Origin of the sequence: Pseudoalteromonas sp. A757 (genome assembly GCF_004103285.1) — a bacterium.
Lineage (GTDB): Bacteria > Pseudomonadota > Gammaproteobacteria > Enterobacterales > Alteromonadaceae > Pseudoalteromonas > Pseudoalteromonas galatheae.
In genome coordinates, this window is the sequence record NZ_QNQN01000073.1 from 141030 (window position 1) to 154196 (window position 13167).

At 43.8% G+C, this 13167-nt stretch carries 8 protein-coding genes; all 8 read right to left on the bottom strand.

Going from position 1 to position 13167, the window contains the following annotated elements; genetic code table 11:
• Positions 1-35: 35 nt before the first annotated feature.
• Genes DRB05_RS18060 through tssH form a run of 8 tightly spaced genes read right to left on the bottom strand, consistent with a single transcriptional unit; the run spans position 36 to position 13147 of the window.
• A complete protein-coding gene (locus DRB05_RS18060) occupies positions 36-3851 on the bottom strand; it encodes a toxin VasX (protein ID WP_128728162.1) in 3816 nt (1271 codons plus the stop codon).
• Positions 3848-4870 (bottom strand): DUF4150 domain-containing protein, encoded by a 1023-nt coding sequence (locus DRB05_RS18065; RefSeq protein ID WP_128728163.1) that lies wholly within the window; start codon positions 4868-4870, stop codon positions 3848-3850. The genes DRB05_RS18060 and DRB05_RS18065 overlap by 4 nt, the downstream gene beginning before the upstream one ends.
• On the bottom strand, positions 4867-5769 hold the full coding sequence (locus DRB05_RS18070) for a hypothetical protein (protein ID WP_128728164.1): 903 nt from the start codon (positions 5767-5769) through the stop codon (positions 4867-4869). The genes DRB05_RS18065 and DRB05_RS18070 overlap by 4 nt, the downstream gene beginning before the upstream one ends.
• Positions 5759-6799, bottom strand: coding sequence for a DUF2169 domain-containing protein (locus DRB05_RS18075; RefSeq protein ID WP_209319032.1), 1041 nt, complete (start codon positions 6797-6799; stop codon positions 5759-5761). Before DRB05_RS18075 ends, DRB05_RS18070 begins: the two co-directional genes overlap by 11 nt.
• Positions 6786-7937 (bottom strand): hypothetical protein, encoded by a 1152-nt coding sequence (locus tag DRB05_RS18080; RefSeq protein WP_128728165.1) that lies wholly within the window; start codon positions 7935-7937, stop codon positions 6786-6788. Before DRB05_RS18080 ends, DRB05_RS18075 begins: the two co-directional genes overlap by 14 nt.
• A gap of 17 nt (positions 7938-7954) precedes the next feature.
• A complete protein-coding gene (locus DRB05_RS18085) occupies positions 7955-8377 on the bottom strand; it encodes a hypothetical protein (RefSeq protein WP_128728166.1) in 423 nt (140 codons plus the stop codon).
• Positions 8378-8393: 16 nt separating this feature from the next.
• On the bottom strand, positions 8394-10433 hold the full coding sequence (gene tssI, locus DRB05_RS18090; protein WP_128728167.1) for a type VI secretion system tip protein TssI/VgrG: 2040 nt from the start codon (positions 10431-10433) through the stop codon (positions 8394-8396).
• A gap of 26 nt (positions 10434-10459) precedes the next feature.
• Positions 10460-13147, bottom strand: coding sequence for a type VI secretion system ATPase TssH (gene tssH / locus DRB05_RS18095; RefSeq protein ID WP_128728168.1), 2688 nt, complete (start codon positions 13145-13147; stop codon positions 10460-10462).
• Positions 13148-13167 lie beyond the last annotated feature (20 nt).

Here is a 13167-nt window from a genome sequence, read left to right on the forward strand (position 1 = left end):
TTCTAAATATTTACTTTAAAAACAGCGCATTGCATTCAGTCAATGTAATATTCAGTTATTGTTTCAGGATTCAATTCATTTAATCGCACTAAAGTCTCAGTATACCTAATACCTTTATCAATCACATACTCGTCATCACTTTTTGTAATAACTGTTGGTAAAGAATACAGCTCGGTCGCACTTTCTATCACTTTATTACCTTTTCCATTTGGATAGCTTTCTACCTCAACAACAAGCTCAATGGTAGTTCCAATTTTTAGGTTTAGTAGTTCACGAAGTTTACTTTCAATAAACTCAAAGTAAAAACCTGTTCGATTAGGGTATATAATCCAGCCTCTGCCTAGCTCAGCCAGTTGATGACTATTTAGTTCTTGTATTTTATCCTCACCCTTTTTAGACCAAAAAAAACGAGCAGAAAACCCTTCTTTTTTACTAATTAAAGGTGCACTAACTTCCACTTTCACGACTTCAATAAAAGATGATTCGATGTTAACTGCCGGAGAATATAACATACTATAAAAATCGATCAGTGCATTTTCCATTTTACGTTGCCACGTAGATGCTCTGGCTGATGAATATTTATTAGTATCATCTACGTATTTTTGCTGCTGTTTTTTACTCCAAGGGCAAGCATTTAGCCATGCCTCAATTTCTGATTCATGAAATATAAGCAATAAACCAACACCAATTAAGAGAACCAACAAACCCAATAATCCTAGCGTAGATGCAATAGTGCCTAATGTTGCGACTGCGCCAACACTTAAAGCGGAAATTAAATGTGTTGCAGCGACTAAACTTGCTGAAGCGGTTAGTGACAAAAAACCCACCATCATCGTCATATTGGCATAATATAACGCGGTATCTCCGCTCTCTTTTTCTGACATTGCATCTTTAAAAGCAGCATAAGCGCTAACAACAGCAGCAAGTAACGAAATCGCATTTGCAGTAAAAACAAGTACTCCTCTTAATACAACCATACCTGAAACGTGCGATGCCGAATTTCGTAATATGGCGTTGACTTGCCTAGGGGTTGGTAACCCTACCTTTTTTTCTACCAAATTAACACTGATGTTGATCATAATGTCGGCAAAATCAAGAACTGCTGACGCTTTTGCAAGCCCACTTGCTTTAGCATTTGTTATTGTGTCGTAAAAATTTATTACTTCTAATACTGCAACCATAGGCAATACCCCATTTAGTAACATATTGTATACTTGAGGTTTTGCACCAAACATAGATAGTCGCTCCAAAGCATCGACTTCTTTATTAATGCTCTCCAATTTCCAGCTATTGACATCAATCTCGCCCCTAAGTTTTTTAGTAGCTTTGCCCATGTCTCCGACTTCGTATTTGAGTTTTTTTATCTTACTTGTATCCAACACCAATACTTTTTGCCGCAATCGTTTTTGCGCAAATTCGGCTTTTATTTTTTGCCGCTCAAGTATTTTTTCAATATCATCCAAAGAGCCATCCAAAGATAAGATTTTGTCTATTGGTTGTTGAAGATTCTTCGTCTCGCCTAAAGAAGCTTTAACCAAAGGATGTGAAGGATTTTTTTTATGACTGTCAGCAAATGCTTCGGCTGCTTTTGCAAGTCCATCTAGCCGTTTGGACGCTCGCTCAGCTTTTGACTGAAAATCCAGAGGTAAAAAGCCATCTGGTAAGTTGCCATCTAAATAGTCTGCAATTGATAGATTTATCTGTTTTATCAAGCCATTTGTCGTCACATCTATTAACTGTTTGGTTCGACTGAATACATCTGCGCGAACACTCACGCTCTCAAATCTAAATGATTTAGAAACTTCAAAAGATCCAGATAATGCGCTCAGTTCTCGCCTTGCGTTCATCAACTGATACTGAGTGTTAGAAGCACTTTTTTTAAAATCACGTAAGGCCTGCTCTAGCTTCTTTATTTCTAAATCCAATGTTGCTATCGCTGAATTTCGATTCATTCCTTCTACAGAAGCCACGCTTAAAGCACGGTTACGTTCTTTGGTTCGAGCGTTAATTTCTGCTTTCTTGGTTTTGATATCGCGTTTTAACTTGGCGTTTTTCTTTTCCAATTCATTTTTTTTAAGCGCTAGGGCCTCTGCTTTGTCTTTACGGTTACCGTATACCGATTTGATATCCTGCCCTTGTGCTGCATTTAATCCGGTTGGCACCTCGAGACCAATCACCAAGAATCCCCACATCGCCTGTGAGGCTCTTCGGAGCACTTGTTTTACCACATCTGTATATGATGAGTCTTGGTCATGTAAGGGCTGCAAGTTATCTTGCATAAGCGTAAGATCAAAGCGCGTGTCAAATTCGTCGTTTGAACCTTTAAGACGGCACTCATACGCAGTCATCTCATCCTTTATCTTTTTAGGATAGAGCAGCTCAATTAATCTTAGCCTTTCAGTCGGATGCGTCCCCATCGCTTTTAGCCAACATTCTTGCCCTAAGTCATTCGCATCCAATTCATCTAACTTTTTGAAATCATCATCTGACACCGCAAAATGACTGATCAGAGTAATGGTTAAGTCCTTTATTGGGCCGAGTACATCGGAGCATACTGCGTATAGTAAGCACCGGCGTATATCATCGTAGTAGGCATAGTCTTCAATGGAGTAATAAAAAGAATTGTTTTTTTGCTCGTCGCTAATAATCTCAAAGAGCTTCGCTTTTGATTGGTTTATTAATAGACCAAGTTCTAAGGCGCGGTCAGTGTGAAGATATTTTCTAAATTCAGTGGTGCTGAAGCTATCTTCTACATACTCCTGATATTGCTGTGCAAGATCTTCGGCGTCTTCATCAACTTCCACTCCGAGCGCCTTCTTCTTTTTGATTCCATTTGGATATTGAAAGAAGGTGCTCTGAACTGCAGTTGCTAACGAATGCTTTGCCAATTGGTTTGGACTAGGTTCAAAACGTTCTGTGTTTGACTCTGATTTAAATTCAGGATCTTGTTGTATTGATTCTACGGGAAGGCTTAACAACTCCTTGCGGTATATCGCAACTCTGGCGCTGGTGTCACGGGCTAACCCTAAACTGTCGGTTAGTATCGGTACATACACACCAGACATATCTGGAACGGGTAAAACTAGGTGCTCGGGCAATGTCGAATTATCGAAACCCTGCTTAAAACTTGCCAACTTATCGAGTTTTTGCATTCTGTTGGCACGTCTGTTGGTCGCTTGGTCTCCGTTAAGACCGGGCTTTACACTTGGTCCATAATTTAAACGCGGATCCGTTTCAGCCATACCGCCAAATGCTTCAATTTGCTTCCAGCTCCATTGCGTTTCTGAATAGGCGATTTCTACACTACACTGTTGGCCATACAACTTGTTTGGGACGATGATAGTACTTAATTCTTCTGTGGTGGCTTTCCGCTCCCCTTTGTCGACCATCTGAAGTGCTAATTCTGTATTGTCTACACTACACTCTTTGCCATAGTTATCTTTTTTATACGAGTATTCAGCAACACGAATAACTCTATGACCCTTTTGAAAGGCTAAATTGACATCTTTAAACGCGACACCCTCACCATTTTCCCTTGGAAGTACTTCCAGCTCTCGCCATAAGTGTCCGTCAACGTAAATATAGATAAATCCTTCTCTTAGCTGATCTTCTCCCTCTATCCCCATTCTCAACGGATAAATATGGACCAACTCCACTTCTGCATCTTGTGCAGTGTCATTCGCCGAAGAAGTACCAAGTGGTATTTTGTAGTATCCCGAGGTGCCAAGATCTGGGTTAGTATCAGCAACCATCAAAGACACTTTCTCTTGGTCGTTTGCTAGCCCTTCAAAAACCAGCTCTCTGTGAGCGGTTTCAAGATTCGTTAAGTCTGGTACTGTAAAATCACTCATCCTAGTTTCACTCCATCCTTGTAATACTCTTTACCTGATACGCTTACTTTTAACTTTTTACTTCCTGATTTATCGGGGGTTGCATCTCTTTTTGCCACTGACAGTGAGCTAGGAGTAGCACCGCCCGGTTGATTAAGGGGAGAAGGCGGCGTATTTTTACTGTTAGAGATCATAAGATCTCCTTGGCGTACGGCGGGCTTTCCTTCGATATACACATCAAAAGAGCCAAGAATGAATTCGGCTTTGCCTTTGATTGTGCCGCTGGCAATGCCTTTCTTTTTACCGGGTTGATCACCTGTACTCTTTGAAAAGTTACTTTTGATGTTGGCTGCAGGGTTGCCATTGACTTTTACGGAGCTTGCCGTACTTGCCGCGTCTTTAGATTTGGCGAGATTGCTATAAGGAATTGGCACGACAACTTTACCAATTTTAGTCCAGCAAACATCTATGGTATTTAGCATGCCACCACTGTCTTTATGTACTGCGGTGCGACCATTGATTAATACGTTTTGGCCGCTTACGATGCCGACTTGCTGCGCTTCGCTATCTACGTCTTTTTCGATTTGTTCCTCGCTGCCAGCTTGCCATCCTATTTTGCGTTCAACTAAGTCTAAAAACGCTCTGGCGTCATCAATTGGCTTATGCATATCCATGCCTGTTTCTGGTTCTTCATGAGGTAAAATCGGCTCGTTTTTTTCATCGTCCCACTTAGGCGGTGGAACAATATAGTCACTGGCAAACTCGGTTATCATTTCACCTAGCATCATATCGCCATATTTAGCGCGCGCAATCTCATCTATAAATGCGTTTTCACCGCTTGCTTTATCAGGAAATACGGCTATCCCATTTACACAGCCAATGGCACCATTATTTTTCGCTGCGATAGTAAGCTTTAACAATGCTGGATTGTTGTGTCGCCACGACACACTCCCGCCTACTCTCAGCGTTGCCGACATGGCATCTTGATCATACTGAATCGAATCTGGCTCTTTTCCCTTTACTGCTGCGATAAAGCTCATAACACACTCCTTGTTACTGAGATTAATTGTGGTTTTTCTTGCTCTGTGATCAGCCACACTCTTTCAATGTGGCTATTTAACGGGTTGTGTAAATAACTGCTGGCAACCGCAAGCCCCATTGCATTATGGCCAGCGCCAATATAACCAATGGTATTTGCTGTGTTATTTAGCTCTATTAACGCGTCGTGTTCTTGGTACAAGACGCGGCTAGCATTAAGCCATTCTCTTTGCCACTGCTCACTAAGTAAGCGGGTCGAAATATAGGGCTCACTTACCTCTGCGTGCAGCTCTTTTAATAGCTCACCTAAGTCACCCTGGTATGCTTTGGTTTGGCATGCATTTTTATTAGCACTTGTACCAAGCAATGCGCAACCGCCTTCACTTAATACAACACCTTCAGGGCCGCCAACAACTTGTAGCTTTCCTACCCAGTTTGGTTTTGACGCTTCATCATAACCAACGCAACTATCTACAAATACATGGAGACTATTTGGCGAGAGCGAATCAATATCAAGCGTTTTATGCAACTGAATATCGTCAACGTTCAGCTCAAGATGGTCACAAAGCGTCCTAACATCAGACACTTCTATATATGGCTCTTCTGCTTTTGCGTAGCCAGCAATTAGATTAATGGTGCCGTCCCATGTGTTGGCACTGCCATCAAACCGTTGTTTTGTCTGATTTAATAAAGATTCAAGAATGGTTAAACAGCGGTCTTTACGTAACGTGACCGAGATCTCTTCGATTTGTGCGCGCAAGTAAGGCGCGTCGAGGCTTATATCGTACCTAACAATGGCTTTACTTGGCGTGCAAAAGCGCATGTTATTTGCGACCGCGGTATATAAAGCACTAGGATGGTTACCGGCGGGGGTTTCTAGCGCGATTAATTCAAACTGCATGTGCCACTCCTTGCGTTTGTGCCTCTTCGACTAAGAACACGCTGTTACTGCCCGTTTGGCTCTTTTTTACCTTTCCTCGCCAAATTAATGAAAACTGCTGTGTTTGTGAGTCAATTACCAGCGTATCACACTGCATATCAATAGGCGCGGCGTCTGGGCCATTAACCAAACGACAGCGAGGCACGATTCTGGGCAGCATTAGCTTTAGGCTTTGTCCATAAGGTAAGTCTGGCGTTAAGCCCATCATTTCAATCCACCAGCCATCACTAAACGGGTTTGGAGTTTGTTGGTCTTGCGGCGCGACTTGATAATGCGCAGCAGGGACTACTTCTTTAAATGGAAACTTACCCGCGAGGGCTTGGGCTTCGTCAACCTCTGGGAGTTTGTCACCCCTTGGCGACCAAAATGGTGGGATCGCTGCAAAGCTTGCAACCGCAGTGTCGTGACTCGGTTTTTTTAATACCTGATTAGCATACTCCACTTGTGGCAATGGCTGGCCTTTCGCTTCTTTATTCTTGAGCTTATAACCACGACCAAGAGGGTTTTGGGTCGAAACTTGTTCTTCATCCGACAGACTCGTGCCGCCATAGGCAAGTTGATAATTTAATACACAGGACGATAATACTTGTGGATCGCTCGCCACAGGCCCGAATAGCGATCGCTTCCACACACGCTCACCAGTAACTCGAAGTAATTTATCAACAAAGACCCTATCGTTACAGCCGAGTTTTAGTCCAACTTCAATCACTCGCGCTTGCTTGTCGGTTGGTGGAAAGCAGGTCAATTCGCCATATACCTCAAAACCGGTTTTATAGGGCTGAACTTCGCTAACGGCGGTTAAGCAGGCTTCAAGCCCTTCACCGTCGAAGTCATCAGCAAGTACAACAGGCGCTCCAGTTGGATCGGGATACACATTACCCTTTACGTCGTATTCAAAGTTTTGCTTCACAGCGATGACTACGATGGGATCTTTTTCCTCATCCCAAGCCTCAACCGTGCCACTTTGCCACTCGGATTCATTCACTAGCATGGTTCAACTCCTGCTTTACTGATTGCCATTGAAGATAAGCCATCGGCATGTAAAAAAGCGCAGCGCCAAGTGCATGCGAGGAAATTTTGGAAAGCTTGCGCTGTATCGCAAGGCCAGCCAATCCCTGTTGTAACCAAGCTGCAGGCTCGGAGACTTTACGCCCCGCGAGTTGATGTTGGGTATTTGCGGTTATTAAGGCTTGGCGTTCATACTCTGCTTGCTTAAAACTGGGTAGTTTTTGCGATTTTTGAGATTTAATTCCAGTTTTCGCATCACTTATTGCGAAATCTTCAGGTAAGTCAAGATCGGTGATTTGTTTCCACGCCTCGTAAGCCGGACGTGCGGTACTGGGGGCTTCGAGTAACTTAACTAGATTTTGTAACGAACGGGTATGAGAAAAGTACGGAAATACTTCAGCAATGTAGCTTGGATTGTGCTGACAATAAAGTAAACATGGCTCATCCCATTTAGGCTCGTCGAGCAAACCTGCAAGCTGCAATAATTTTGCTTTTAGCACGGCATCATCTGTCATCGCAAACCGCTTCACTAAGTGCTCTGAAAGCTGCTCTGTATTACACAGCCACATATTAACCAATGCCGTGTAGGCAATTTCAGGGTTGCTATGTTCAAGTGCAGCCATAAGTTGGTGGCGCGACAAGTTAGCCGTACTAAATGCTAAATAGATAAGGCTCGTAGGCCAATTTTCATCGGTTGATAAAATTCTCTGCCTGAGTGCATCACCAAAATCAATGCGCCATGCTGATAAGTTATGAATGAGTAACTCGGCAAGCGCAGGCTCGCGATTAATAGCCGTGATTATTTCACTGGCTTGATCTTCAAGCGCTCTTGTCCCAAAAAGATGGTTAATGAGTAATAACAGCTGAGGTGAGTCAATCTCTTGAGTTAACTTAAATACATCATCAATCGACCCATGCGCGATACAATCTAGTTGTGAGCGGTTTATCCAGTGTTCTTCGTCCGTCGCAGCTAAGGTATACACATGATTTAATAGTTGTTTTTCAAGGGCATGTAAACGCCCAGTCTCAACTACTTGTCGTGCATTAAACTTTTGATAATGACGCCAAAGCGACTTAAGTTGTTGACGGTGAACGGCCAATTTGGTTGCAGCTAAAAACATAGTCACACCGTATCAGCTTAATTTAATCGAATTGGCCAGCCTTGGAGGCTGAGATCTTGCTCAATATCGGCGTTTAACAGTTTACCTTCAAGCTGTATCTCACCATTGCCGTTGATCGCAATGCTGCCATTTTTGGTTTTGACACAGACTTTTTGCTCGCCATTTAGCACCACAGTGCCGTTGTTATTTGTTACCGACGCTGCCGGAAAATCTTGCGGTGCAGCTAAGCGACCAATAACGATAGGCATTGCCACACTATGAAGCAACACTTCATCGTCAATACTTACGCGTGTCACGCTGTCTAGTTGACCTTTAACCTTCATTTCTACCTTTGATTCGTCACACTTCACTTGTAACACTTTGCCTAATTTATCAATGGCGGATACACGCCATACGATGTTGCTTAACGACGGAGGAAATTGTACAACATTGGTTTTCATAGACTTTGCTCCCTGCTTAGTTATGGCTAATTGCTGAGCCAGACACTGAAATATTGCTGGCGCTTAAGTTCAAGTTGTTCGCATCGATAGTAATATTACCTGCCGCATCGATTTCTATTTTTCCGCCACCTTGAGAGAGCTGAATTGAGCCGCTACCTTGGCCAACGATAGAAATGTTTCTATCGGCATTAATGGTCAAGTTACCATTTTGCGCCGCAAGCTCAACATTACCATCAACGCTGAAGTAACTGATGTCTTGCGCTGCCTCAAGATTGATGGATTGCTGCGCTTCGAATTGAATATTGCTGTCAGCAGACTGAATTTTAATGTCGGTGTCTGCGGTGAGTTGAACCGCCTCTTTGGCATTGATCTCAATATTGGACTCAATACTTTGGATATACACCGCATCTTCTGCGCGAATGCTTATTTCTTTGTCGGCTTGTGCCACAATATTTGCTTGTGATTGCAGCGTCATCGCTTCTTTCGATTTAATATCGATGTAACCTTTTTTGGTTTCAAGCTTGATAAATTCGCTGCCTTCGGTGGCATTAAATTCGAGTATATTTTCTTGTGCTTTAGTGAACAATTGGATTTTCTCTTCGCCTTGTTTATCATCCATCAACAAGGTGTTTTCTGCCTTTGTCACCAATTTATTTTCAGTCGCATTCTCAGCAGTAACCGGGCTTAGCGCTTCATCGTTAAATAGCGCACCGAGAATGACCGGTCTGTCTAAGTCACCATTTTCGCCCGCCACCATAACCTCGGTTCCTTTGTTTAAAGGAAAGTGCATGCCATGCCCGCCAGGTCCACCATAGTGCTGCATAAGTCGAGTCGGTTTACTCTCTTCCCCTTCACCATCTTGGTTAAACGGCAGTTTAACTATATAGCGCCCTTTGTCATCCACCCCTTGTTCAATCGTGGCGTTAAACGATGCAAAGACCTTTTTGCGCTTAATAACAGGCGCTTTAAACTGCACATCAATTGGGATAATCGTCGCTTGGTTTTTATAGGTTAAGCCTTTTACCTTGGAGCCGTATTCGACGCTTCCGCCTTGGCAGCCTTTATGAGCAACAGACACCACTAAGTAACGACCGCTGTAATTAAGGTGATCGGTTATGGTTAAAGCGACACCCGGACGAAGCGCTCGACAGTCGGTATCGATAACAAAAAGGTTTCGCTGACAATCAATGCTTTGCTGGTGCACTTTGGTAAGCGTATCGCCATCTCCTTTTGTCATGAAGTTTTCAGCAAATATGCTGTCTTCACCAAAGCCGCCCACCTCTGTTTGATTATTGCTATTAACAGACAGTGCACAGCCTTTTTCATAGTCTTCGTCATACAGTCTAAAGCCGCTATTTAGTAGGCTCGCCTTTTTAGAAAAGGCAAAAACAGACTCGCTCGGCCTAACCTGTCCAGTAGGTGACGCGTAAGGCAAAGTTATCTCTTCCATCTCTGAAGAAAAATCACTGCTGCTGCCAAACACTGACAGATTGGCTTGACTGCCCGTTGACTCTGTGCTGCCGTAAACAAAACCGTAGCGGCGCATTAGACGCGTCACAAAGTCAAAGTCGCTTTCGTCATACTGCACTGTCATAGCAAGGGTTGGCGATGATGCCTTTAGTTGCAATTTTCCTGACGGGAATCCTGCCTTGTCTAACACACTTTTCACGATGGCATCCGCAGACATGTCGGTAAAAACACGATTTGATCGTTGATGTTTGAGCAACACCAAAAGAGATTGAAAAGATAAGGTATACACGTAGCCTTGATGACTGCGACCATGGCAAACATATTCGGTAATAATTCCCGAAACCGTTCTGTCAGACATAGCCCACGTAATGGAAAATGTAACATCTTTACCAATCACCAGATCAGGCTCAATTAGCTCTTCACTTAACACCTCAATATCGAAGCGATAGTCACTGCATAAGCTGTCATTGTGTGATTCAAAACTCAATACTTTAAATAAACTTCCTGATAGCCCCGCAATTTCGATTGCAAAGTGACTTTCGTTTGCCTTAGGCAGTTTATCGGCAAGTGATGCTAGCATTTCCATTTTTGTCTCCTTACTCGTATCTACCGTTAGCTTAAGTCGGCGAATACGGCTTCAATTTCACCATTTTCATCCAGTGTCAGCGTCAGCAGGTCTGGCATATCTTCTTCGCTCATAAAGCCCAAAATTGAACGAGCGATCCCAGGTAAAATTTGTTGTTCAATTGTTGCGTTAACCAATCGTGCGCCGCTATCAGACATAGCGCATTTATCGGCTAGATAATCTAGCGCTGTTTGATCTACGCGCAGTTGTATTGCGTGATTGTCATGAAGTCGCGCCGCGACCTTCTCAAGCTTTAGTGCCACGATATGTTTTAACACATCGGTATCTAGCGGGAAGAAAGGCACAACCTGCATACGCGCTAAAAGCGCAGGTGCAAAATGCGCGAGCAAGTTTGGCTTAATTAAGCTGACTAGCTGCTGAAAGCTCGGTCTCTCAAACGGTGTTTCTTGTTCGTTGTTGTCTTGTGCTTCTTCGTCTTCGGGTACGCCTTGCTGAATGATCCCATCCACCATTTGTTGCATGGCCTGCTGCTCGGTTTCTGGTGTACAAGCATTGATGATTTGCTCAGCCCCTAAATTAGAAGTCATGATGATAACCGTGTTTCTAAAATCGATTTCACGCCCTTCACCATCACGCATTACACCCATTTCAAACACTTGGTAAAACATATTCATGACATCTGCGTGGGCTTTTTCCACTTCGTCAAGTAACACCACAGAATATGGACGTTGGCGCACAGCTTCGGTTAACACCCCGCCTTCACCATAACCCACATAACCCGGTGGTGAGCCTTTGAGTTGTGATACCGTGTGCGCTTCTTGATATTCACTCATGTTTATTGTGGTTAAGAATTTTTCACCACCAAATAGTAGTTCGGCTATGTGTTTTGCGGTTTCGGTTTTACCAACCCCTGAAGGACCCGCTAATAAGAATACACCCAGCGGGCCAGATGAGGCCGATACACCCGCTTTTGCAACCCGTAAGGTTTTTGCAATCGCAGTCAATCCAGCATTTTGACCCACAACGCTTTGTGCCAGTGATTGCTCAAGCTTAAGTAAGTTCTCCAGCTCGTCTTTCACCATGTTACCAACAGGGATCCCAGTCCAACTTGCGATCACTTGCGCTACCGTATCGCTGGTCACTTCGGAGAAAATCGCATTATCATCTTGATTTAACGCAGCAAGCGCTTGTCTAATCGCAGGTTTCTCTTCGTCACTCGCACCGTGTAAGGCGTTATAAGTATCAATTTGCAGCTCACGGCTTTGCTCAAGCTCAGCAAGCTGCTCTTGGGCTTGTGTAAGCGCATCAGTGAGGCTTTGAATGCAAGTTTGATCTGCAATCCCAAGCTTTGACTCGATTGCCAAGCGTTCGATTCTGCTTTGATAGTAACGGATCTGCTCTTTGGCTTTATCAATCACCACAGGCGACGTTGCCGGTCCCATTCTGACCATTGCAGCCGCAGTATCTAGTACATCAATAGCTTTGTCAGGTAATTGTCTACCTGTAATATATCGTGCAGACAAACTAACCGCGGCTTCAATTGCGCTGTCTGTGATTTGAATTTGATGATGCTTTTCGTATTTCTCTTTAAGACCCGTGAGCATAAGCTTTGCGGCTTGCTCGGTTGGCTCATCGACTTTAATTAATTGAAACCGGCGTTCAAGCGCAGCATCGCGCTCAAAATATTTTTTATATTCACTCCATGTCGTTGCTGCAAGTGTTCTTACTTCTCCACGAGCAAGTGCAGGTTTTAGTAGGTTTGCGGCATCTCCCATGCCAGCGTCGCCACCAGCACCAATCAAGGTATGCGCTTCGTCAATAAATAAGATAACAGGGGTCGCTGAACTCTTTACTTCATCAATGACTTGTTTAAGACGACGCTCAAATTCACCTTTTACGCCGGCTCCGGCTTGTAGCAGCCCCATATCCAGTACGCAGATCTTAACTTCTTTGAGTTCTGGCGGAACTTGCCCTTCAACAACGCGCTGAGCAAGCCCTTCTACCACTGCCGTTTTACCAACACCGGGCTCACCGACAAAGATAGGATTATTTTTGCGGCGACGACACAACACATCAATTGCGAGACGGATTTCTTCGTTGCGCCCAAGAACCGGGTCAATTGCACCAGAACGTGCTTTTTCAGTGAGGTCTTCACAAAATGATTCTAGCGCGCTTTCACCTTGTGAACGGCTATTCGACACCGTGTTGTCAGCATTTGGCTTACTAAATACTTGACGCTCAGTCGAGCCTTTACAGATCTTGTTTAAATTCTGCTTTAAGAAGTGCGTATCAATCTTGTCGAACTCGCGCGCCAGTCCAAATGCAGGGCTGTATATCGCCATGTCTTTGAACGAGTCAATCAGCGCAGCTCCTGTGATCCAATCATTTTGATGGCGCATATTTGCACTGAGCCATGCTTTTTCTAACCACTCATAGAGGCGACGGGAGAAAACCGGCTTGCTCGGGTTACCAGCATCTTGTTGATTGATAAATTCTAGCGCGCTATTCCACAATGCGTCTTGATCAACTTCGAAGAAAGGTAAAATCTTCGCAACATCGCCGTCATTGTGCTCTTCCATTAACTTTAATAAGTAATGCTCTGGTAGCACTTCAAAATGCTTTCGACTCGCTGCGAATCCTGCTGCAGCTTCTAACGCTGTCGCGCTGTGATGATTGAGTTTGTCTATGAGATTCTTTATGCCTGTTGCGTCCATCTTTTAATCCTTGCTATTCC